Genomic DNA, 23449 nt, shown 5'->3' with positions numbered 1-23449 from the left:
AGGAACAGGAGAAACAGGTACAGGCAGATATAGAAAGTATTCAGGAAGTACGGCAGGAAACAGAAGCCGATACGGAAAAGTGGATCGAAGAACTTGAAGAAAAGGAACTACCGATAGTACAGGGCTTGCGGGATGATCTTAAAGATATGGGGATTGCTCCGGAGGGCTACGATGACATCAAAAGATTTTCGGAAGCCCTAAACAATCCTGTCAAAAGTAAGAATGGGAAAACCTACGTGGAGATCCCAAATCCCGATAGAACCCTTCCTATCATCAAAAAGGTGATGAACAAGGTGATAGCAGCCATAGAAAAGGCCAGGGAACTGACGAAGAAGGTTAAGGATCAGATGGGTAAAGCAAGAGTATCCGTCAGGGCAATGCTCAAGGAAGCGCAGGAAGAAGCGAGACACCAGAATGCCGAAAGAAAGCCCACTGCAAAGAAGAAAGGTATAAGTCGTTAGACCATTTATTTTGATATTTTGCATAATGATACTTGACTTCTTAGAGGATTAGAGATATTATTTCCGAGTAATCGAATAGCAAATACCAATGAAAGGGGTGATTAACATGAGAAAATCATATAAGACGATTTTATTACCGAAGATAGTCCGTGACATGTTAATCACACCAAAGTTTTGATAAAGTGATTTAACGCGCATCCGACAAGTTCGGGTGCGTTTTTTGTTTAATAGAGTCGTCCTTTCTGCTTTTGATTACAAATTCAGAAAGAAAGAAGGATGATAGATTGAACAAATTAAAGTCAGTAATTATGAGTTGTCAAGGAAAGAATAAGTCTTGTTTGCATTGGCTATACAACACCCATGCATGCGATGATGATGAAGAAAAGGTTTTTACGTACAAAGAAATTAGCTTTTGGTTTAGAGGGACTGGGTTTAGAAATCCGGAAAAGATGTTTTTATGTATTGGTATTCCTAAAGAATACATCGCATTAGGCTCAAAAGAGCTGGCAATACCGACTGCTGAATATATTTTACATCTTCTTTATCCGGTTATGTCAGAACTTAGTGAGGAATACCTGAACGACAAAAAAGATGCTAGAGAAAAGGCAAAGTTTGCTATTCAATTGCCAGATGGGTGTATGGGGAAAAAAAGTGGATGCTATTACAACAGTGAGCTTGATAGGTTGGTGCTGCAGATGAGCTTTAATGTGCCACTGGTGAATGGTACATCTGTAAACTCGAAGTCGGCGTTTCGTGCTGTGAAAGATATTCTCGAGCATGTTGATGCCACACTTGCTAATATTGACAATGAGGAGCTTGCTCTTTGGCAGAAAACGTTTACTAATCAAAGAAGTCTCCGAAAGTATATGAAGGACAATCATTTATGTGCCTTTGTGGCTGACGGAAGTATATTGCCTAGGCACAACGGTACAGATGAGCCTATGGCTGGCGCAAAACCTTTTGAGTCACCGGACAGCTTAAGAGTAAGCATTAAGACTGATAGTGGTGAGATCATAACCGGTATGGGGATTAAAGAGGGAATCACTGTAATAACCGGTGGCGGATATTCAGGCAAAAGTACGTTGCTAGATGCAATTGAACTCGGGATTTATGATCATATACCGGGAGACGGAAGAGAGTATGTTCTTTCGGATTATTCGGCACTGAAGACAAACGCAGAGGACGGACGCCCTGTGGAAGATGCGGATTTAAAACCTTTTTTCCGCAGACTGAGCAGCAATCAAGATTTGAGCCATTTTAGTACAAGACATGCTAGCGGAAGCGTATCCCAGGCCGCAAACATAGTTGAGGCTATAGGCTGTGGAGTTAAACTACTTCTGATTGATGAAGACAAAAGTGCCACGAACTTTATGATTCGCGACAAGGTCATGCGAAAGATTGTTCCCGACGAACCCATTATTCCTTTTACGGACAGAATTGAGGAATTGAGTAATAAATGTGGAATTTCCTTGATTTTAGTTATTGGTGGATCCGCAGAGTATTTGGCGTATGCTAACACGGTTATTCTTATGGAAGATTATGAACCAAAGGATATTACGGAACTGGTCGGTGGCTTAGAAATAGCGAAGAGTTCTGAGAAGGCAATGACTGCATGGAATTACTCGAGAAGATTAATTCCAAAAGAGACAACACAGGAGTTTTTATATTTTCGATCTGCTATCACGGAAAATGAGAAGAAAATTGTTTTGGATGATTACAGTGCCGATATAACAAGTTTAGCAGTTCTTACAACACCGGATCGGTTAAACACCCTTCTGAGCGTTATGAAGAAAACTCTTACAGACAAAGAGGCAGACTCTGATGAATTGCTAGGTAAGCTTGACTACTATACCAAGAGTACACTTGGATATGAAGAAACAAATGGCGAGTTCTGTGTAATTGGAGAAGGACAAAACTTTTATACTGAGATTAGACCGATCGACGCATGGTGCTGTATCAACAGGATGCGAGGAGTCAGTTTTAAAAGATCTTCAGAATGATAAAAATGCGGTTGAAAAGGAAAGGGAGCCGAGAAAATCGGCTCTCTCTTTCGTGCTTGAATTTTTATTACCAACTTTATTGCCAACCTTATCACCAATGTTATATAATGTATTGGTTGGTAATAAATTGTAAGGAGCCTATAGATGAAAAAACTTGAAAAAATAGTTAGAAACTTGTGTGATAAAGATAACGAGCAGGAGTGGTTTGAGTTTAAAGAAAATTGGTTTGAACCTGTTCAACTTGGTGAATATATCTCAGCATTATCAAATGCAGCCGCTTATCACAGCGAAGAAACAGCGTATTTTATCTGGGGCGTTAATGATGTAACACACGAAATTGTAGGTACTAACTTTAACCAGTATCGTGATTACAATAAAGAGCCGTATCAAAACTACCTTGCACGAAATCTTTCTCCAAGTATCGGATTTGAATTCGAGGAGTTAAAGATTGATGGGAAAAGGGTTGTTGTTTTAGTTATACCCGCTGCAAAGAATGTACCTACAGCATTTGATGAAAGTCGTTATATCCGTATAGGCTCATCGAAGGCAAACTTAAAAGATTATCCCGAACGTGAGAAAAAGCTATTTAGGCTACTGGATCAGGGAATAGATACAATCGAGAATACACCTGCACAGTATCAGAAACTTACATTTCGTAAATTATTCGGCTACTATGGTTCCAAGGGAATAGTTTTGCGTGAAGAAACGTTCGAAGACAACTTGGGGCTGAGAACCGGAGATGGCGAATATAATCTGATGGCTCAGCTTTTGTCTGATAATTCACATATGCCTCTCCGAGTATCTATTTTTACCGGTCCGACAAAAGGCTCAAACCTATACTCTGTACGTGAGTTTGGCAACGATTGCCTTTTGTACACGCTTGATGAGCTTCTTAGATACGGTGATGTCCTTAACATCATTCAAGCTGATGAAAGAAATAGAGTTGTTGAAAGAAAGGATGTACCGTTATTTGATGATAAAGCATTTCGTGAGGCGATAATAAATGCAATACTGCATAATGCATGGGTTGAGGGCAACGAACCTATGGTTACCGTTTATTCAGATCGCATTGAGATTCTGTCTAGAGGTACACTTGCTCCAAACCAAACATTAGAAGGTTTTTACCTTGGTCGTTCAATTCCGGTAAATAAAAAGCTCTCCGAGATTTTTATCCAACTCCATATCAGTGAAAAGTCGGGAAGGGGCGTCCCGAAGATCGTTGAAATTTATGGTCGAAAAGCCTTCAAATTTGAAGAAAACGATATTGTTGTCACTATTCCCTTTAACAGAATAGGACAAGTTGGTAATAATGTTGGTGATAAAGTTGGTAATAATCAAAATGTATTAAATCAAACCAGACAAAGCATTATATCTGAGATGAGAAATAATCCGAATATTACCAAGATAGAATTATCTAGGATACTTGGGATAAGCACTACTGCAATTGATAATAATATTTCATTTTTAAGAAAAAATGGTTACATAGAGAGGATAGGCTCAAATAAGACCGGATACTGGCAGGTAAATGAGAAGTGATAAAGTGCAATTCATAAAAAAGCATTTCAACAGTTCGATTGCCCGTTAGGTGTTATATTGTGTTACTGTAGAATCTTTCCCTTGTTTTTTCCCTTACCAGCACTCGTAAAGTGCTATGGGATGATATAACACAAGGGAAACCATAAGGGAAAGTAAAACATCTGCAAATTTAGTCTTTACAAGGATTTGCGGATGATGAAATAACAAATTGTAACGAGTTATAAAACCCTTGGGAATGGTTCATTTCCAATCGGAATTTGTTAGCGAGGTAGTAATATGATTAGAATTATGAAATACAGTGATTTAGCGCAATGTGGTGTGATTTATGCAAAAGCATTTCCGATTGAACATTGGGGCATAGATTGGACGGCAGAAAATGCAACAGACTATCTTCAAGATTTTTTCGAACAGAAAAGATTTGTTGGATATGTATATGAGGAAAATGGTGGAGTATTAGGTTGCATATTCGCACTTTGTAAGATTTCGGGAAGTAAGAAAGAGATTTATATTAATGAGATGGCTGTACTTCCTGAACGGCAAGGCCATGGAATAGGCAAGCAATTATTAAATGCTGTTAAAGATTACAGTAAAGATAACGGACTTGCCGGAATAGTTCTTTATACAAGTGAGTATGCGCCAGCAGCTAATTTTTATGAAAAGAATGGATTTAAGCTATCTAATGGAACTATATGTATGTATTGTGAGTGATTAATGGTATATAATAATTTCTGCTTGTCAGAGCGACAAATTCAAGTTTGTAGAGATAATGTGTTAGCGCGTTATATCCGAAGAAAAACTTTTGATTTCCAGGATAAACGAGAGAGTATGCATTTTTTCTGTAAATATGGGTATTATATGTTAATTAAGATCTATGAGGAAGCAATCAGAATGGTTGCTTCCTTTTTTGGCTATTCCTTTTGCCTTTAACGGACGAGGGCTATTTAACCATGTGCTATAATAATTCTGCATTTTCAATGTGACGAATCTCTCGGTTTTCCGATCTATATATATGAAAGGCCTTATCACTAGAGAAAGGAGCAGAGCATGAAAGATAACCAGATTGTAGACTTGTACTGGGCGCGCTCTGAAAAAGCCATATCTGAAACATCTAACAAGTACGGGCACTATTGTTATTATATCGCCTATAACATTCTACATAGTAAAGAAGACAGCGAAGAATGTGTCAACGACACATATCTAAATGCATGGAATGCCATGCCGGATCAGCGACCAAACATACTGTCCGCTTTTCTTGGCAGAATTACCCGTAATCTGTCATTGCAAAGGTGGAACTGGTCTATCGTTCCGGGCCGATGGAAGAAACATTACTCCCGTACTATCGGTTTTATGTTGAGTTGCAGGATGCAGACGGATGGCAGATGACGCAAAGCAATGGCCTAAAAACTTATGGCGCCTATTATGTTCCAGCAATCCAAGACGATTATATCTCTAACCTATCAACCTATAGCGGAGGATTTAACTAACAAAGTACCGCCCTGCAAGCCTCAAACTTGCAGGGCGTTTTATGTATGCATATGCACCGCAGGGCAATCCTGCGGTGCATTTTGGGTAATAATCTGCATTGACGTGCAACGGGGATTAAAATATCATTGGTAAGTATGAATTTTGATGAGGAGTAATACTATTATGAAAAAGTTGATAACACGTGGACTTGCTATCACAGCAGCGGCTATAGTAATTACAGGGTGTGTAAGTGATGCTGATGATAACAAAAGTAGTTCTATATTTGAAGCACAACCGGATATAAAGGCTTCTGAGAATGCAAATGACAATACGGGCGGTGAGACTGAAAATATAGTTGGCCAGAGTGCTAATTCAGCATCATCACAGTCTGATGAAGCTACAGAAGAAAATGATTATTCAAGATATTCTGGAGTTTGGACAACAGATGGCATTAGCAATGAAGAATTACTTGAAAGTGGTGGCACAAAACTAACTCTTAATATTACAAACGGAAATCAAGCATCCGGTTCTCTCTTTTCTCAACAAGGAATAACTGACCGTATTGCTAATATAGATTTTTCTGGAGAAATCCATGATAATCAATTAATTTATTCATTTACTGATGATGGATGGGATGGCAAAGGTACTCTGAATTTTTCTTTTACAAACAACGAAGTAGACATAAATGTGACCGACTACGTTATGTCTGAGGACAATCGATCTGGCTGGGGAATTAGTGGAAGCTATGTACTCCTTTTATCAAAAACTAGCAAAAAAGATAACAGAAATAACTGTTCTTTCTATCCTGAAATAATGGATTATTTAGAAGCTCACGGACGTACTGATACCTCAAATACTAGTGAACCACTTTTTAATACAGATAGTGAATATTATACTGCTGAGGATTTTGCGGACGCACCGAAATCAGTTATACGAGTCGCAAAAAATGAAATATATGCTCGACATGGTTACATTTTTAATGATTTAGATATGAGCAATTACTTTAATGGAATGGATTGGTATACTCCATCAATTGATTCGGCAAATTTTTCAGATAATGTTTTCAATGAATATGAAAAAGCTAATTTAGAATTATTGAATAGTATCCAATAAATATATTTTCAGGAGAACTAAATTAGTATTTACGCGTGCTTATAGCATTGTATATAATATCTTTGTTGTGACAATCTGGGTAAACAGATGTCGCATAGGTGGTAATCATGAGAATGCGAGATAACTACTCGGTGCAGTTTTAATGCTGACAGCAGGTTGTACCGAGGTTAATAAGAGTTATTTGCTGTCACATACTGCACCGAACAAATAATGAAGAACAGATTTTTATTTGAAAAGGAGCAGATATGAATACAGATAGAATAAGTGAACTAAGAAAAGAGTGGGAAGCAGAGGAGAAGGTTGCACACATACATGGTTGGGACTTTTCTCATATACATGATAGATATGAAGAAGAGGATGACCTCCCATGGGACTACAAAAAGATAATCGAAGAGTTTCTTCTTCCTGATATGAAACTGTTGGATTTTGATACAGGTGGTGGCGAGTTTTTATTATCTTTGAAACACCCATACAAGAACACTGCAGCTACTGAAGGATATGCCCCTAATGTTGAATTGTGTAAAGAGGTTCTCTTACCCTTGGGGATTGATTTCAGACCTTGCGATGATGAGTCTAATATCCCTTTTGTTGACAGCTCTTTTGACATAATGATAAACAGGCATGGAAGCTTTGATCCTGTGGAAGCACATAGACTTCTTAAGAGAGAAGGACTTTTTATTACACAGCAGGTAGGAGGCAAGAACGACAGAGATCTTGTTGAGATGGTTCTACCGGATGTACCTGCACCTTTCCCGGAACTTGAATTATCAATTCAGAGAAAGAAGTTTGAAGAAGCAGGCTTTGAGATAATAAGAGCTGAAGAAGTATTTAAACCAATCAGGTTCTACGATGTTGGTGCATTTGTATGGTTCGCGCATATTATTGAATGGGAATTTCCGGGATTCTCTGTTGAAAAATGCTTTGATAAATTACTTGAAATGCAGGAAGTAATTGACAAGAATGGTTATGTAGAAGGTACTATTCACAGATACCTTATAGTGGCAAAGAAAAAAGGCTAATAATGTTGGAGCGGTAAGTATAGACTTGCCGCTTTTTTACAAGAAGCAGTTGTGTAAGGAGTGATAGAGTATGAATATAACAGATTTGCACAAGAAGTTATATGAACTACAGGATTTGAAGTATCGTGATATGCAGATAAAGATAATTCCTAACATAGATCCGGAGTCAGTGATTGGTGTAAGGACTCCTGAACTTAAGACTATGGCAAAAGAAATGCTTAAAGCCGGAGATTATATGGCTTTTCTTGGAAATCTTCCCCACAAGTACTTTGAAGAAAATCAGTTACATGCTTTTATCATCTCTGGAATAAAGGACATGGATGTATGTATGGAAGAGCTTGAGAAGTTCTTGCCATATGTGGATAACTGGGCTACTTGCGACCAAATGTCTCCAAAGATTTTTAAAAAACACAGAGAAATTCTGCTAAAACACGTAAAAGAATGGATTAGTTCCGGAAAGACCTATTCTGTGAGGTTCGGAGTTGGAATGCTGATGGAACACTTTTTGGATGAGGATTATGATCCAAAGTACCCAGAGATGGTGGCCAAACTTAGAAGTAAAGAGTATTACGTTAATATGATGATTGCGTGGTACTTTGCAACAGCACTGGCCAAGCAGTACGAAAGCATATTACCATTTATAGAAGGAAAACGCCTCGATGATTGGACGCACAACAAAGCTATTCAGAAATGTGTTGAGAGTAGTAGAATTACAGAGGAGCAAAAGACATATCTAAAGTCTCTAAAAGTGAGGAGGACCTGAATTGTATTTGCAATTTTGTGTTTTGTGATATATCTTTTTAAACTTTTATGATATTCTATTTCCTAAAGGTCAGCAGATTGGGGAAAAGAGCTGACAGAAAGAGGGAGTAGTATGAAAGGTTTTAAGGGGTTTTTAAAGAAAAAAGACATTGAGATTTCGTTAAAGAGATACGGAATCGATGCTCTTGGAGCAATGGCGCAGGGACTATTTTGTTCATTGCTCATCGGAACAATCATCAACACAATTGGTAAGCAGTTTAATATTCAGTTTCTGATGAAGACTGTGGCAACAGTAGCTGGCGTAGACTATACAGTTGGCGGCCTTGCTACCGCTATGAGCGGACCAGCAATGGCACTTGCAATTGGCTATGCACTTCACTGTCCGCCACTAGTTCTTTTCTCAATGATCACAGTTGGATTTGCAGCTAACGCACTTGGCGGAGCAGGCGGCCCTCTGGCAGTCTTATTTGTAGCAATCATTGCTGCAGAGTTTGGTAAGGCAGTTTCCAAGGAAACAAAAGTAGATATCCTGGTCACACCACTTGTAACTATCGCGGTTGGCGTGTTCTTTTCATGGCTGATAGCGCCACCACTTGGAGCAGCAGCTATGTGGATTGGTAATGTTATCATGTGGGCTACAGAGCTTCAGCCATTCCTTATGGGTATTGCTGTATCTGTTCTTGTTGGTATGGCACTTACACTTCCTATCTCATCTGCTGCTATATGCAGTGCGTTTGGTCTTGTAGGGCTAGCAGGTGGCGCTGCTGTTGCGGGATGCTGCGCGCAGATGATCGGATTTGCTGTTATATCTTTCAAAGAGAATAAATGGGGCGGCCTTGTATCACAGGGTGTAGGTACATCAATGCTTCAGATGCCTAATATTATTAAGAATCCCAGGGTGTGGATAGCTCCAACTCTTGCTTCTGCTATCACAGGCCCTCTTGCAACCTGCGTGTTCAAGCTTCGTATGAATGGCCCTGCAGTATCATCAGGAATGGGAACCTGTGGATTCGTAGGACAGATCGGTGTTTATACAGGCTGGGTTAATGACATAGCAGAGGGAAGCAAGGCTGCAATCACAGCCTTTGACTGGGTTGGACTTATTCTTATTTCCTTTGTTCTTCCAGCAGTTCTTTCTCTGGTAATCCATGAAGGAGTCAAGAAGCTTGGATGGGTAAAAGAGGGAGATTTAAAGCTCCAGTAATGGTCTAAACATCTACTGTTATCTATTTAATAATGGAATTTATATTTATGAATTTGAGCGCAAGTAGTGAAAAAATGATATATGTAACGGTAGCCATAGTTGCAGTTGTCCTGCTGATATTGGCTATTCTGGCAATTATAAAGCACATTAAAAATCGTCCTCTTCCAATGGATGAAATGGAGGGCCATGATTTTGAGTATTACTGTGCTGATATTTTAAAGGCCCATGGATTTTTGGATGTGGAAGTCACCAAGGGAAGCGGAGATTTTGGCGCTGATATTCTGGCTGAAAAGGATGGTGTCACCTATGCTGTTCAGTGTAAGTGCTACGACAAGCCAATTGGCGTTAAGGCTGTTCAGGAAGTGTATGCGGGAAAGGCGTATTACGACCGCATGGTCGGTGTAGTCATGACCAATCAGTATTTCACACAGCCTGCAGTTGACCTGGCACAGAAGCTGAATGTAATGCTGTGGGACAGAGGATATGTTGATGCCATGACGGATGAGGATGTTAAGGCCAGACACAAGTTTTAGCATTGAGAAGTGCTAACGAATACTATTTCGGGAATAAAAACTATGATAGTTAGAATAGAAGATGATTTTGATCTTAGGAAAATTGCAGACAGTGGTCAGTGCTTTAGGTTCAACGAATGTGGTGACGGCTACAGCGTGGTTGCCGGTGACAAGCATGTTTTTGTTAGAAAAGTGACTTCTGATGACGGCAAAGCTGGCGAAACTTATGAATTTGATTGTGCTGAAGAGGAATTCAATACCTTCTGGAAGAACTACTTTGACCTTGACACAAACTATCGTGGAATTCGCGGATTGATAGATGCTAGAGAGGATGAGTATCTTTACTATGCATCTGAGTATGGAACAGGAATCAGAATCCTTCGTCAGGATCCATGGGAGATGCTTATTTCTTTTATCATTTCCCAGAGAAAAAATATTCCAGCCATCAAGGCTTCCATTGAGAAAATCTGTGGGGCAGCAGGCAGGAAGATTGCCACGGACAAGGAAGGGAAAGATGTTTATTCTTTTCCTACACCAGAGGAACTTTCAGCACTTTCAATAGAGCAGCTGTCAGCATGTAGCCTTGGCTACAGGGATAAGTATGTTAAGCAGGCTGCAATGGACGTGGCTAGCGGCGCAGTTAAACTTGATGAGTGGGATAACCTCGATGATGCAGGGCTTATGGAGAAACTCCTTAGTCTTTATGGCGTTGGAGTCAAGGTTGCCAACTGCGAGATACTATTTGGCTATCACAGACTTGATGCTTTTCCCAAAGATGTGTGGATAAATAAGGTGTTAGATATGAAATATCCACAGGGATTTTTGTTCGACAAATACAAGCCTTACAACGGAGTAATGCAGCAGTACCTTTTCTTTTACTCCAGAAGTGAAGGAATGAAAGACTAATAAAGAGTCAGATTTATATAGGAGCGTAGAAGGGTAGAACTTTCTACGCTCCTTTTTGCATGTGTTTCAGCCACATGAACTTACGAGAGCACAGAACGAAGATAAGCATAGTGGTTGGTCAAATTTGTACATATACAACTTGCTAAAATTGTACATATTACTTATTGACGGTGGTTATAGAATAATATTAAGATGATACCGTGTTAGCGGTGGATTTGGTGCTACTTTGGAAATAAAATACAACTTACATACATGTAGATAACTTTGCAGGCCCAATCACCAATCAATACAATCAGACATTAAATCAAATTATTAGGGTAAATATATCAAACCTTGAGGTAATAGAATTGTCCAAGTATCAAAAAGTAATAGACTGGTTAAATAAATGCATAGATGAAGAAAGTCTTAAGCCAGGAGATAAGATTCCATCGGAGAATGTGCTATGTGAGCAATTTGGCCTTAGCAGGCAGACTATAAGGCATGCAATATCCAAGTTGTCAGAAGATGGACTTTTAGAGAGCAGACGTGGCAGCGGAACCTATGTATCTGATCAGCACGCTGAAGATGGGAATAAATCAGTTGTAGCAGTAGTTACAACTTATGTTGATGACTACATTTTCCCTAGCACCATAAGAGGAATAGAGAGTACATTAAGTGCCAAGGGTTACTCGATGCAGTTGTCTTTTACCAACAATACAACTGGAAGAGAGCAGGAAATTCTGACAGATCTTCTGGAGAGGGATGATGTGGCAGGCGTCATAATGGAGCCTGTTAAGAGCGCCCTTCCTAATCCCAATATGGAACTATACAGGAAACTTCAGGATAAGGGCATGAAGATTCTTTTCCTAAACAGCTTTTATCCGGAACTGCCATTTCCACATGTTTCTATAAATGATGAAGAATGTGCTTACAGAGCAGTAAAGGCCCTTGTTGAGGCAGGCCACAAGAGTATTGGTTGTGTTCTTAAGCTTGACGATGGACAGGGAAGAGAGAGATACCGCGGATATCTGAGGGCTATGAACGAATGCGGTTTGTCTTTTACCTATGATCATGTGAACTGGATTGACACCATAGATATCAAGGACGGTAAAAGAGCTCTATCAAGAGTAAAAGAAAGACTATCCGGCTGCACCGCAGTCTTTTGCTACAACGATCTGGTGGCGGGGATGTTAATGCAGATGCTGATAGATAGCGGCATGAAGCTTCCGAGGGATATGTCGGTAATTGGTATGGATGATTCTGATATGGCCAAGATAGGCATTGGAGGCATCACCATTTCTTCGATTCCACATCCCAAGGCAAGACTTGGGGAGAAGGCAGCCCAGAATATGATAAGGCTTATACACAGCACTGGTAATTTTACCAATGCAACGTATGAGTTTGCGGAAAATGTGATCCTTAGAGGATCTGTGACAGCAGTCAAGTAAGCAATCGACTTTACATAATAAATATAACTACATAGAAAAAGGAGAAAAGGTATGGGAGACGTAAAAAGCTTAATTGCAGAGGGAAAAACACTTCTTGGTATTGAATTTGGTTCAACAAGAATAAAGGCAGTGCTTACAGATTATGAGTACAATCCAATCGCTTCAGGTTCACATTCCTGGGAGAACAGGCTGGATAATGGAATCTGGACATATACACTTGATGATATCTGGACAGGACTTCAGGACTGCTACAAGAAACTGGCTGATGATGTTGAAAAGCAGTATGGTGAGAAACTTGTTAAGATTGGTGCCATGGGCTTTTCAGCTATGATGCACGGCTATATGGCATTTGACAAGGATGGGGAGCTTCTTGTTCCATTCAGAACCTGGAGAAATACAATCACAGAGAAGGCTTCAGACGAGCTTACAGAGCTCTTTGGATATCACATTCCACAGAGATGGTCAATTGCACACCTCTATCAGGCAATCTTAAACGGTGAGGAGCACATTTCAAAGATTGATTTCTTTACAACACTTGCAGGCTACATTCACTGGCAGCTTACAGGAGAGAAGGTCCTTGGTGTAGGCGATGCTTCAGGTATGTTCCCAATTGATTCAAAGACTTGTGACTACAACCAGAAGATGCTTGACCAGTTCGATGAGCTTATTGCAGGCAAGAACCTTGGATGGAAGATAAGAGATGTTCTTCCTAAGTCTCTTCCAGCAGGCGCAGCTGCAGGCACACTTTCTGCAGAGGGTGCAAAAAAGCTTGATCCTACAGGAACACTTCAGGCTGGAATCCCAGTATGTCCTCCAGAGGGCGATGCTGGAACTGGTATGGTTGCAACAAATTCTGTTGGCGTTAGAACAGGTAATATTTCAGCTGGAACATCAGTATTTTCAATGGTTGTTCTGGAGCACAGCCTTTCAAAGGCTTATCCTGAGCTTGACCTTGTAACAACTCCAAGCGGAGAAGAGGTTGCTATGGTGCACTGCAACAACTGTACTTCAGACCTTAATGCCTGGGTTGGACTTTTCAGAGAGTTTGCCGGTACTATTGGTCAGGATATTGATGACGATACACTTTATGGAACACTTTATAGAAAGGCTATGGAAGGCGACGCAGACTGCGGCGGACTTCTTGCATATAATTACTTCTCTGGCGAGAGCATCACAGGCTTTAACGAAGGAAGACCTCTTTTTGTAAGAAGACCTGATGATAAGTTTAATCTTGCAAACTTCATGAGAACACACCTTTACACCGCGCTTGGTGCTCTCAAGGCAGGTAACGACATTCTTATGAAGGAAGAAAATGTTAAGGCTGACTTCTTCTTTGGCCAGGGCGGATTCTTCAAGATCAGAGGCGTTGGTGACAGAGTAATGGCAGCAGCCCTCAATACTCCTATCAAGCTCATGGAAACAGCAGGAGAAGGCGGCCCATGGGGACAGGCTATCCTTGCAGGCTTCATGCTCCAGAAGGCAGAGGGCGAGACTCTTGAGAAGTTCCTGAATGAAAAGGTATTTAAGTCTGGCAAGGTTGAAACCTTTGAGCCTGTTGCAGAAGACGCCAAGGGATTTGATGAGTTCATGAAGGATTACAATGCAGGCCTTGCAGTTGAGAGAGCTGCTGTTGATAATCTCAAGTAATCATCAAGGTAGATCAAAAACCTAAAATAAAGTCAATGATGCGTATCTGTGCCATTGATAACAAGTGGCACAGATATGAGATAAGGAAGATGAAGATATGTTAGAAGAACTTAAGAAAAAAGTATATGAAGCGAATATTCTTTTACCCAAGTATGGTCTTGTAACCTTCACATGGGGAAATGTCAGTGCAATTGATAGAGAGAGCGGTCTTTTTGTAATAAAGCCAAGTGGCGTTGATTACGAGACAATGACTCCTGATGACATGGTTGTTATGGATCTTAATGGCAACAAGGTTGAAGGAAAGCTCAATCCATCCTCAGATACACCTACACATGTTGAAATCTACAAGGCATTTAAGGAGGTTGGCGGTGTTGTCCACACACATTCTTCTTATGCTACGAGCTGGGCACAGGCTGGCAGGAGCATTCCATGCTATGGCACAACCCATGCAGATTATTTCTATGGCGAGATTCCTTGCGTAAGATGTCTTACCAAGGAGGAGATAGAGGATGCCTACGAGGAGAACACTGGACACCTTATCGTTAATGAGTTTGAGCGTATGGGAAAAGATCCAGTGGCTGTACCAGCAGTTCTTTGCAAGAACCACGGAGTATTTAGCTGGGGTAAGGATGCACATGAGGCTGTTCACAATGCGGTTGTTACAGAAGAAGTTGCCAAGATGGCTTACAGATGCGAGGTTATAAACCCAAGAGTTATGCCTGCACCACAGGAACTTCAGGACAAACATTACTATAGAAAACATGGCGCTAATGCTTATTATGGACAGAAGTAAGATTCAAAATTGTCTTAGAATATTTAGCAATTAATAGAGAACTTTAGGCATTAATTAACATAGACCGTATTTTTTTATTATGGTACATTTTATATGCAGTTAATTAGAAATGCGTAATTATAACTTCGTGCAGCCTTTGGTTGCAGATAGAAAAAGTGGAGGAATTATGACAAACAAAGAATTGCAGAAGATTGCAAACGAAGTCCGTAAGGGCATTGTCACAGCGGTTCACGCAGCAGGTGCTGGTCACCCAGGCGGATCACTGTCAGCAGCAGATATTTTCACATATCTGTATTTTGAGGAGATGAATGTTGATCCACAGGATCCCAAGAATCCTGATCGTGATCGCTTCGTTCTTTCTAAGGGACATACAGCACCAGGCCTTTACTCTGTAATGGCACAGAAGGGATACTTCCCAGTAGAGGAGCTTACAACACTTCGTAAGCTTGGAAGCAGACTTCAGGGACATCCTAGTATGCAGTATCTTCCAGGCCTTGACATGAGTAGCGGATCTCTCGGACAGGGAATTTCAGTTGCATGTGGTATGGCTCTTTCTGCAAAGCTTAACAATAAAGACTACAGAACCTACACACTTCTTGGTGATGGTGAGATTGAGGAAGGACAGGTTTGGGAGGCAGCTATGTTCGCTGGATTCCGTAAGCTTGATAACCTCGTTGTTATTGTTGATAACAACGGCCTTCAGATTGACGGACCTGTTGATCAGGTTTGCTCACCATATCCTATCGACAAGAAGTTTGAGGCATTTAATTTCCATGTGATCAATGTTGATGCTCATGACTTTGACGCTCTCAGAGCTGCCTTCAAGGAAGCAAGAGAGACCAAGGGTCAGCCTACTGCAATCATTGCTCATAGCTTGAAGGGTAAGGGCGTATCCTTCATGGAGGGCCAGGTTTCATGGCACGGTGTAGCACCTAATGATGAAGAGTATGCAAAGGCTATGGACGATCTTAACAAGATCGGCGCAGCTTTAGAGGCTTGAGGAGGTAAACATGAGCGAAGTTAAGAAGATTGCTACTAGAGATAGCTACGGAAAAGAACTTATAGAGCTTGCAAAGGTTAATGACAAGGTTGTTGTCCTTGATGCTGACCTTGCAGCAGCAACAAGAACTGGCTGGTTCAAAAAGGAATTCCCAGACCGTCACATCGATTGCGGTATCGCAGAGTGTAACATGATGGGCATCGCAGCTGGTCTTGCAACAACAGGCATGATCCCATTCGTAAGCACATTTGCTATGTTTGCTACAGGACGTGCATTTGAGCAGGTACGTAACTCAATCGGTTATCCACACCTCAACGTTAAGATTGGTGGAACACATGCAGGAATCACAGTAGGTGAGGACGGAGCTTCTCATCAGTGTAATGAAGACCTTGCACTTATGCGTACAATTCCTGGAATGGTTGTTATGTGTCCTGCAGATGACATCGAGGCAAGAGCCTGCGTAAGAGCAGCAGCTGAGCACGAAGGCCCTGTATACATCCGTTTTGGACGTGCAGCTTGCCCAGTAGTTAACGACAGACCTGATTATAAGTTTGAACTTGGAAAAGGTACTGTACTTAGAGAGGGTACAGATGTTAGTATTATAGCAACTGGTATCGGAGTAGGTTCTGCTCTTGAGGCTGCTGAGAAGCTTGCAGCTGACGGTATCAGCGCAGAAGTTGTTAACATCTGCACTATCAAGCCTATCGACAGAGAGCTTGTTGTAGCAACAGCCAAGAAGACTGGCAAGGTTGTTACAGTAGAAGAGCATTCTGTAATTGGCGGTCTCGGAAGCGCTGTATGTGATGTTCTCGCAGAGGAATGTCCTACAGTAGTCAAGAAGATCGGTATGCAGGACAGATTTGGTGAATCCGGATCTGCAGCAGCACTTGTTAAGAAGTATGGCCTTGATGGTGATGGTGTTTATGCATCAGTAAAGGAATTTTTGAAATAATGATGAATAATATTCTAAGTCCTTCAATTTTATCAGCTGACTTTAGTATTCTTGGACAGCAGATAAGAGAAGCAGATGAGGCTGGAGCCGAGTATATTCATATCGATGTAATGGATGGCATTTTTGTGCCATCCATTTCCTATGGTATGCCGGTAATCAAGAGTATCAGAAAAACAACAGATAAGGTTTTTGACGTGCACATCATGATTACAGATCCTATCAGATATATTGAGGATTTTGTAAAGTCGGGTGCAGATATCATAACCTTCCATCTGGAGGCAACAGACGATGCCATGGCTGTTATCAACAAGATCCATGACTGTGGCATCAAGGCTGGAATATCAATAAAGCCGGGTACACCTGTAAAAGAGCTTGTTCCATATCTTGATAAGGTGGATATGATCCTTGTTATGACAGTTGAGCCTGGATTTGGTGGCCAGTCTTTTATCCCTGAGAGTATTGGTAGAGTTAAAAAAGTCAGAGAGATGCTGGATGAGAGAGGTCTTTTGACAGATATTGAGGTTGATGGTGGTATCTATCCCGAGAATGCGGAAAACGTGATGGATGCTGGCGCCAACGTCATTGTATCTGGCTCAGGCGTCTTTAAAGGTGATGTTGCAGCAAACGTTAAAAAGTTTATAAACATATTCCAGAATCGTTGACTGGGATTTTTTAATGGAATATACTTGTCGTAAGAGATGGGGGCTCATGTGGGATACACATGAGCTTTTCTGTTTCTTTTTTACCAGATGATAATTGTTTGAGTGCCCAGGAAGGATGAACATGAGAAAAAGAATTCCCGTACTAGTTGCAGGTTTTGTTTTGATTGCCATGATGGCAGCATGTGGTAAGGAAAAAACGGAAGAGTTTTCAATTGAATATGGATCGGCAGCAGTAACAGATATATCACAACCTGATGTTGTTGCGATTGAAGCACCCGAGGAAGCTTTGTCTGGGGAAAAAGACATTGATAAGCTTACTGTCTGCTTTGTGCCATCACATGACCCGGGAGAAACCATTAAATCTACAGAACCGCTTAAGGGCCTACTTATCAACGAACTTTCCAAAGAAGGCTATAACTTGAAAAGTGTGGAAATTACAGTTGGTTCATCTTATGAGTCAGTTGGTGAAGCGCTGACTGCAGGCACTGTGGATGTGGGCTTTGTTCCTGCCGGGACTTATGTTATGTATGATGAAGGGTGCGACGTTATTCTCACGGCTACAAGAGATGGCCTTTCACTGGACAGCGAGGATCCAAGGGATTGGAATGAGAATAAGCCGACAGAGAGAACTACAAATCAGTGTACTTATTACAGGGGGCTGGTGATCGCAGGACCTTCAAGTGGTGGAAGAAAGATTGCTGAAAAAGTCAACGAAGGACAGGAGATAGCCTGGGAAGATCTGGATGCTCTTAAATGGAGCATAATGGATTCGTCTTCCCCTGCCGGTTTTGTTTATCCTTCACTTTGGATACAGCAGAATTTCAATATGCATATCACAGATGTGACCTATGCAGAAGTTTCAGATAATTATGATACAGCTTTTTCCAAGCTCGCCGCAGGCAAAATAGATATTCTTGTGACCTATGCAGATGCAAGGCTTGATCAGGAAGAAAAGTGGACTGATTCCTACGGAAGGACAGATAGCATATGGGATGAGACAGATGTTATCGGAGTGACTGCAGGAATCTATAACGATACTGTCTGCGTCAGCAAGACATCTCCCATAATGACAGATGATCTTAAAGAGGCCATAACAGAGGCACTTATCAATATCGGAAATACTGAAGAGGGAAAAGAAGCAGTATATATCTACAATCACAAGGGATATACCAGGGCAAGTACAGAAGACTACGACTCTGAGAGAGCTGCCCAGAAGATGATGATGTCTATGAATTAACAATTCTCTGTACATAACGGATGGATTATTATAATATATCAGAGGGGAAGATATCGGTAGGGATATCTTCCTTTATTCGTTTTTTAGTTAGGAGCAAAGAAATGCGTATTATTTTTACTTCAGATACCCACGGACATGTTTTTCCAGTTAATTATGCCAAGAACAGTCCGGAGAATTCAGGACTGTTCTGTCTTGCATCCCAGATAAAAAAAGATGCTGATACCCTGGTACTTGATGGCGGTGATTCACTTCAGGGAACACCACTGATGTCATATTACCTTGAGCACAGGGATGAATACGATTTTCATCCTATGGCTGAAGGCTTTAATGAAATGGGCCTTGACTACTACACTCTTGGCAATCATGATTTTAATTTTGGCTATGAAGCTATAGCTGATTACGTTTCTTATATGAAGGCTACTCTCATAAGTGCCAACGTAGAGGATCTTGGTGGAAAACTCGGTATAAAGAAAAATGTTATCCACACCATGCCAGATGGCACAAAAGTTGGTATCACGGCTGCAGTTACGGGTTATGTAAACGTGTGGGAACAGCCTGAACACCTCACTCTTTTGAAGGTTACAGATCCAGTAGAGGCTTTAAAAGAGCAGTATGAACAGCTCAAGGATAAGTGTGATCTTACAGTTGCTATTTACCACGGCGGATTTGAAGAGGACCTTAAGACAGGAGCTCTTTTGTCCCAGACTACAGAGAATCAGGCCTGCAAGATAGCAAGGGAGACAGGCTTTGATATCCTCCTTACAGGTCATCAGCATATTGCAGTTCCAAGCGTTGTAATAGAAGGCACTCATGGAGTTCAGCCACCTTCCAATGCCCTTAAATACTGCCTGTTAAATGTTGACAGGAAGGCTGATGGCTTTGATATCGCTTCAGAGCTTGTTACACTTGATGCGCCAGATGAGAGATGCCAGAAAATCCTTGATGCTCACAGTTTTATGGATGAACTCACAGGCAAGATTCAGGTCTGGCTTGATGAACCAATAGGATGTCTGGAAAAAAAAATTGAACCCGAGGGAAAGCTGGATGCTGCCCTCAATGGGAGTAAAGTCGCAGCAATCTTCAACCAGGTGCAGCTAGACTACACAGGTGCTGACTTTTCCTGTACTAGTCTTGCCAATGACCCACTGGGGCTCAAGAAAGAGATTACCGTAAGAGACGTTCTTGGAATCTATCAGTTTGCCAATACAGTTGAGGTAAAAGAGGTAACAAAGGCGGTCCTTAAGGCAGCACTTGAGAGAAGCGCAGAGTATTTTGATTATGATAAAGAGACAGGCGAAGTTACTGTATCAAAGAAGTTTCTCCAGCCCAAGATTGAGCATTATAACTACGATTACTACGCTGGGCTCGAATATGAATTTGACCTTACAAGACCTGTTGGAGACAGAGTTGTGAAGCTTAGAAAGCTTGATGGAACTGAGCTCTCAGATACTGAAACTTATACTCTTGCAACCAGTAACTACAGAGCAACAGGTACTGGCGGATACGAATGCATAGGTAATTGCAAGGTTGCCAGAAGCTACTCAGATGAAATGCCAGATTTATTGATAAACTTTATCCGCAAGAATACTCCAGTTCCAGAAATACATAATTCATTATTTAAGTGTATTCATTAATTGACTTTTACAGGCACAAAAGGCATACTAATATAGAGTAATTATCGATAAAAGAAGGACGAATATGTATAAGAGATTAGAAAGAAACGACCAGTGCTGGTGTGGAAGTGGCAAGAAGTACAAAAGTTGCCACGCTGCTTTTGATGACAAGCTAATTCATTATGAACATGAAGGTTTCATCATTCCTGACAGAAGTCTTTTCAAAACTGAGAAGGATATCGAGGGAATCAAGAAAAGTGCAGTTATCAATATGGCTGTTCTTGACGAAGTAGGCGATAAGATCCGTGCCGGTATGTCTACACAGGAAATAGACGACATTGTCAATGACGTGACCAAGAAGATGGGAGGCATCCCAGCGGACTTAGGTTATGAAGGATTCCCAAAGAGCGTTTGCACATCTATAAATGAGCAGGTTTGCCATGGAATTCCTTCCAAGGATATTATTCTGAAAGATGGAGATATCATCAATGTAGACTGTTCTACAATTCTTGATGGCTATTTTTCTGATTCATCACGAATGTTTATGATCGGTGATGTTTCTCCAGAGAAAAAGAGACTTGTTGAGGTTACCAAGGAGTGCATGGAAGCTGGTATCAAGGCAGTTATTCCTTGGACACCAATTGGCGATATGGGACATGCGGTTCATCAGCATGCTCTTAAAAATGGATATACTGTGGTCAAGGAAATCGGCGGCCATGGCTGTGGCAATGAGTTCCACGAGGAGCCTTATGTCAGCCATGTCAGCAGACCTGGAACAGGAATGCTCATGGTTCCTGGAATGGTATTTACAATTGAGCCTATGGTCAACATGGGTAGAGATGAGATCTTTATCGATGAAGAAAATGACTGGACAGTATATACAGCAGATATGAAGCCGTCAGCTCAGTGGGAAGTTGAACTTCTTGTTACTGAGAATGGACCAGAGCTTTTGTGCTGGTAATAGAATAGATATTATTAGATTTGAAAGGGTATATAGAAATGCAGAATAAGGGTAAATATTACATTACTACTGCGATTGCTTATACATCAGGTAAGCCACACATCGGAAACAGTTATGAGATCGTGCTTGCAGATGCAATCGCAAGATATAAGAGAAGAGATGGATTCGATGTTCACTTCCAGACAGGATCAGATGAACACGGACAGAAGATTGAGACCAGAGCTATTGAGGCAGGATGTGCTTCTCCCAAGGAGTTTGTAGACCAGGTTTCAGATACTATCAAGGGACTTTGGAACCTTATGGATACATCCTATGACAGATTCATCCGTACAACAGATGATGACCATGTCAAGCAGGTTCAGAAGATATTCAAGAGATTCTATAATCAGGGTGATATCTACAAGGGATCTTACAAGGGAATGTACTGTACAGAGTGTGAGGCTTTCTATACAGAGTCTCAGCTCAAGGATGGCAAGTGCCCTGAGTGCGGAGGCCCTGTTCACCCAGCAGAGGAAGAAGCATATTTCTTTAAGATGAGCAAATATGCAGACAAGCTTATTGATTATATCAACACACATCCAGAATTCATCCAGCCTGTATCCAGAAAGAATGAGATGATGAACAACTTCCTTCTTCCAGGACTTCAGGATCTGTGTGTATCAAGAACATCCTTTAAATGGGGTATTCCTGTAGACTTTGATGACAAGCACGTAGTATATGTATGGCTTGATGCGCTTACAAACTATATCACAGGTATTGGATATGATGCAGACGGCAACAGCACTGAGGATTATAAGAAGTGGTGGCCAGCTGATCTTCACCTTATCGGTAAGGACATCATCCGTTTCCATACTATTTACTGGCCAATCTTCTTGATGGCACTTGGAGAGCCACTTCCTAAGCAGATCTTTGGACATCCATGGCTTCTTCAGGGCGGCGAGAAGATGAGTAAGTCAAAGGGCAACGTTATCTATGCTGATGATCTCGTAAGCCTCTTTGGCGTAGATCCTGTAAGATATTTCGTTCTTCATGAGATGCCATTTGAAAATGATGGTGTTATCACATGGGAGCTTTTAGTTGAGCGTTTTAACTCAGATCTTGCCAACACGCTTGGTAACCTTGTTAACAGAACTATTGCTATGAGTAACAAGTATCTTGGCGGCGTAGTAGCTGACAAGGGCGTAGCAGAGGATGTTGATGCAGACCTTAAGGCTGTTGTAACAGGCTGCTACGACAAGGTTGAGAAAAAGATGGATGAGCTTCGTGTCGCTGATGCTCTTACAGAAATCTTTACTCTCTTTAAGAGATGCAACAAGTATATAGATGAGACTGAGCCATGGGTACTTGGCAAGGATGATAGCAAGAAGGATAGACTTTCAACAGTTCTTTATAACCTTGTAGAGTCTATTTCTATCGGTGCAGCTCTTCTTGATCCATTTATGCCTGAGACAGCTCAGAAGATCAGAGAGCAGCTTAATGCTGGAGAAAGAGATTTCGATACACTTGGAAACTTCGGTGCTCTTGCAAATGATACAAAGGTTACAGAAGCACCAGAGATGCTCTTTGCTCGTAAAGATCTTAAGGATGTTCTTGAAAAGGCTGCTGAGATCACCAAGAAGCAGAAGGCTGAATTCGAAGAGTCACAGAGAAAAGCTGCAGAGAACCTTGCTAAGGCAGGCCTTGCTCCAGCACCAGCTCCAAAGGCAGAGAACACTTCAGATGAGGATCAGGCTCCTATCGATATCGAGCCTAAGGCTGAAATTGAGTATGATCAGTTTGGGGCTATGCAGTTCCAGGTTGGCGAGATCATTGCATGTGAGGCTGTTGAGAAGTCCAAAAAGCTTCTTTGCTCACAGGTTAAGATTGGAAGCCAGGTTAAACAGATTGTTTCAGGTATCAGGAAGTATTATTCTCCAGAAGAAATGGTTGGTAAGAAGGTAATGGTCCTTGTAAACCTTAAGCCTGCCAAGCTTGCTGGAGTATTATCAGAGGGAATGCTTCTTTGTGCTGAGGATGCAGAGGGTAATCTTGCACTTATGACTCCTGAGAAGCCAATGCCATCAGGCGCAGAGATCTGCTGATAATAAATGGATCAAAGTCCAGAAATCTCATGCTTGCATGAAAGATTTCTGGACCTTGAGACATAAACACACATGAGGAAAAAGCACGATAGTGCGGTT

At 41.2% G+C, this 23449-nt stretch carries 21 protein-coding genes; all 21 read left to right on the top strand.

Annotation, left to right across the window (positions count from 1 at the left end; translation table 11 throughout):
- On the top strand, nt 1-461 hold a 461-nt coding region (locus BLO53_RS19290; RefSeq protein WP_176757302.1), incomplete at its 5' end, for a hypothetical protein.
- Nucleotides 462-745: 284 nt separating this feature from the next.
- Nucleotides 746-2461, top strand: a complete 1716-nt coding sequence (locus BLO53_RS14720; protein WP_092063139.1) for a P-loop domain-containing protein — start codon at nt 746-748, stop codon at nt 2459-2461.
- 144 nt (nt 2462-2605) lie between these two features.
- Nucleotides 2606-3997 (top strand): RNA-binding domain-containing protein, encoded by a 1392-nt coding sequence (locus BLO53_RS14715; RefSeq protein WP_092063136.1) that lies wholly within the window; start codon nt 2606-2608, stop codon nt 3995-3997.
- 276 nt (nt 3998-4273) lie between these two features.
- On the top strand, nt 4274-4705 hold the full coding sequence (locus BLO53_RS14710) for a GNAT family N-acetyltransferase (RefSeq protein ID WP_092063133.1): 432 nt from the start codon (nt 4274-4276) through the stop codon (nt 4703-4705).
- A gap of 336 nt (nt 4706-5041) precedes the next feature.
- On the top strand, nt 5042-5380 hold the full coding sequence (locus tag BLO53_RS14705) for an RNA polymerase sigma factor (protein WP_092063130.1): 339 nt from the start codon (nt 5042-5044) through the stop codon (nt 5378-5380).
- Between the two features lie 264 nt (nt 5381-5644).
- Nucleotides 5645-6574 carry a YARHG domain-containing protein gene (locus tag BLO53_RS14700; protein WP_176757301.1) on the top strand — a complete coding sequence of 310 codons (930 nt, stop codon included), beginning with the start codon at nt 5645-5647 and terminating at the stop codon, nt 6572-6574.
- Nucleotides 6575-6819: 245 nt separating this feature from the next.
- Nucleotides 6820-7593, top strand: coding sequence for an SAM-dependent methyltransferase (locus tag BLO53_RS14695; RefSeq protein ID WP_092063124.1), 774 nt, complete (start codon nt 6820-6822; stop codon nt 7591-7593).
- Between the two features lie 70 nt (nt 7594-7663).
- On the top strand, nt 7664-8356 hold the full coding sequence (locus BLO53_RS14690) for a DNA alkylation repair protein (RefSeq protein WP_092063121.1): 693 nt from the start codon (nt 7664-7666) through the stop codon (nt 8354-8356).
- Nucleotides 8357-8467: 111 nt separating this feature from the next.
- Nucleotides 8468-9559, top strand: coding sequence for a PTS transporter subunit IIC (locus BLO53_RS14685; RefSeq protein WP_092063118.1), 1092 nt, complete (start codon nt 8468-8470; stop codon nt 9557-9559).
- 47 nt (nt 9560-9606) lie between these two features.
- Nucleotides 9607-10092, top strand: coding sequence for a restriction endonuclease (locus tag BLO53_RS14680; protein WP_092063115.1), 486 nt, complete (start codon nt 9607-9609; stop codon nt 10090-10092).
- A gap of 42 nt (nt 10093-10134) precedes the next feature.
- Nucleotides 10135-10977 carry a DNA-3-methyladenine glycosylase family protein gene (locus BLO53_RS14675; protein ID WP_092063112.1) on the top strand — a complete coding sequence of 281 codons (843 nt, stop codon included), beginning with the start codon at nt 10135-10137 and terminating at the stop codon, nt 10975-10977.
- Nucleotides 10978-11324: 347 nt separating this feature from the next.
- The gene (locus BLO53_RS14670; protein WP_092063109.1) at nt 11325-12404 is read left to right on the top strand and encodes a GntR family transcriptional regulator; all 1080 of its coding nucleotides are present in this window, start codon (nt 11325-11327) and stop codon (nt 12402-12404) included.
- A gap of 51 nt (nt 12405-12455) precedes the next feature.
- Nucleotides 12456-14051 (top strand): xylulokinase, encoded by a 1596-nt coding sequence (locus BLO53_RS14665; protein WP_092063106.1) that lies wholly within the window; start codon nt 12456-12458, stop codon nt 14049-14051.
- Nucleotides 14052-14148: 97 nt separating this feature from the next.
- Complete coding sequence (locus BLO53_RS14660) at nt 14149-14844, top strand: L-ribulose-5-phosphate 4-epimerase (protein ID WP_026489703.1); 696 nt, start codon at nt 14149-14151, stop codon at nt 14842-14844.
- Between the two features lie 166 nt (nt 14845-15010).
- Nucleotides 15011-15844 carry a transketolase gene (locus BLO53_RS14655; protein ID WP_092063103.1) on the top strand — a complete coding sequence of 278 codons (834 nt, stop codon included), beginning with the start codon at nt 15011-15013 and terminating at the stop codon, nt 15842-15844.
- A 10-nt stretch (nt 15845-15854) separates the two neighbouring features.
- Nucleotides 15855-16796 (top strand): transketolase family protein, encoded by a 942-nt coding sequence (locus BLO53_RS14650; RefSeq protein WP_092063100.1) that lies wholly within the window; start codon nt 15855-15857, stop codon nt 16794-16796.
- A gap of 2 nt (nt 16797-16798) precedes the next feature.
- Nucleotides 16799-17458: a ribulose-phosphate 3-epimerase gene (gene rpe, locus BLO53_RS14645; RefSeq protein ID WP_092063154.1), complete on the top strand. Its 660-nt coding sequence runs from the start codon at nt 16799-16801 to the stop codon at nt 17456-17458.
- Nucleotides 17459-17579: 121 nt separating this feature from the next.
- Nucleotides 17580-18695 (top strand): phosphate/phosphite/phosphonate ABC transporter substrate-binding protein, encoded by a 1116-nt coding sequence (locus tag BLO53_RS14640; protein ID WP_092063098.1) that lies wholly within the window; start codon nt 17580-17582, stop codon nt 18693-18695.
- A 101-nt stretch (nt 18696-18796) separates the two neighbouring features.
- On the top strand, nt 18797-20329 hold the full coding sequence (locus BLO53_RS14635; RefSeq protein ID WP_092063095.1) for a bifunctional metallophosphatase/5'-nucleotidase: 1533 nt from the start codon (nt 18797-18799) through the stop codon (nt 20327-20329).
- A gap of 64 nt (nt 20330-20393) precedes the next feature.
- Nucleotides 20394-21269 (top strand): methionyl aminopeptidase, encoded by an 876-nt coding sequence (locus tag BLO53_RS14630; RefSeq protein ID WP_026489708.1) that lies wholly within the window; start codon nt 20394-20396, stop codon nt 21267-21269.
- Nucleotides 21270-21307: 38 nt separating this feature from the next.
- Nucleotides 21308-23350 carry a methionine--tRNA ligase gene (gene metG, locus BLO53_RS14625; RefSeq protein WP_092063092.1) on the top strand — a complete coding sequence of 681 codons (2043 nt, stop codon included), beginning with the start codon at nt 21308-21310 and terminating at the stop codon, nt 23348-23350.
- Nucleotides 23351-23449 lie beyond the last annotated feature (99 nt).

Source organism: Butyrivibrio sp. INlla14 (assembly GCF_900102515.1).
Taxonomy (GTDB): domain Bacteria; phylum Bacillota; class Clostridia; order Lachnospirales; family Lachnospiraceae; genus Butyrivibrio.
This window is presented reverse-complemented; position numbering and strand designations above follow the sequence as displayed.

Excerpts from the sequence above, each read along its gene's own strand:
- BLO53_RS14695 (WP_092063124.1), top strand. The coding sequence starts at position 6,820 with ATGAATACAGATAGAATAAGTGAACTAAGAAAAGAGTGGGAAGCAGAG.
- BLO53_RS14705 (WP_092063130.1), top strand. The coding sequence starts at position 5,042 with ATGAAAGATAACCAGATTGTAGACTTGTACTGGGCGCGCTCTGAAAAA.
- BLO53_RS14665 (WP_092063106.1), top strand. The coding sequence starts at position 12,456 with ATGGGAGACGTAAAAAGCTTAATTGCAGAGGGAAAAACACTTCTTGGT.
- BLO53_RS14655 (WP_092063103.1), top strand. The coding sequence starts at position 15,011 with ATGACAAACAAAGAATTGCAGAAGATTGCAAACGAAGTCCGTAAGGGC.
- BLO53_RS14715 (WP_092063136.1), top strand. The coding sequence starts at position 2,606 with ATGAAAAAACTTGAAAAAATAGTTAGAAACTTGTGTGATAAAGATAAC.
- BLO53_RS14685 (WP_092063118.1), top strand. The coding sequence starts at position 8,468 with ATGAAAGGTTTTAAGGGGTTTTTAAAGAAAAAAGACATTGAGATTTCG.
- BLO53_RS14635 (WP_092063095.1), top strand. The coding sequence starts at position 18,797 with ATGCGTATTATTTTTACTTCAGATACCCACGGACATGTTTTTCCAGTT.
- BLO53_RS14630 (WP_026489708.1), top strand. The coding sequence starts at position 20,394 with ATGTATAAGAGATTAGAAAGAAACGACCAGTGCTGGTGTGGAAGTGGC.
- BLO53_RS14650 (WP_092063100.1), top strand. The coding sequence starts at position 15,855 with ATGAGCGAAGTTAAGAAGATTGCTACTAGAGATAGCTACGGAAAAGAA.
- BLO53_RS14675 (WP_092063112.1), top strand. The coding sequence starts at position 10,135 with ATGATAGTTAGAATAGAAGATGATTTTGATCTTAGGAAAATTGCAGAC.
- BLO53_RS14690 (WP_092063121.1), top strand. The coding sequence starts at position 7,664 with ATGAATATAACAGATTTGCACAAGAAGTTATATGAACTACAGGATTTG.
- rpe (WP_092063154.1), top strand. The coding sequence starts at position 16,799 with ATGAATAATATTCTAAGTCCTTCAATTTTATCAGCTGACTTTAGTATT.
- BLO53_RS14700 (WP_176757301.1), top strand. The coding sequence starts at position 5,645 with ATGAAAAAGTTGATAACACGTGGACTTGCTATCACAGCAGCGGCTATA.
- BLO53_RS14640 (WP_092063098.1), top strand. The coding sequence starts at position 17,580 with ATGAGAAAAAGAATTCCCGTACTAGTTGCAGGTTTTGTTTTGATTGCC.
- metG (WP_092063092.1), top strand. The coding sequence starts at position 21,308 with ATGCAGAATAAGGGTAAATATTACATTACTACTGCGATTGCTTATACA.
- BLO53_RS14710 (WP_092063133.1), top strand. The coding sequence starts at position 4,274 with ATGATTAGAATTATGAAATACAGTGATTTAGCGCAATGTGGTGTGATT.
- BLO53_RS14660 (WP_026489703.1), top strand. The coding sequence starts at position 14,149 with ATGTTAGAAGAACTTAAGAAAAAAGTATATGAAGCGAATATTCTTTTA.
- BLO53_RS14680 (WP_092063115.1), top strand. The coding sequence starts at position 9,607 with ATGAATTTGAGCGCAAGTAGTGAAAAAATGATATATGTAACGGTAGCC.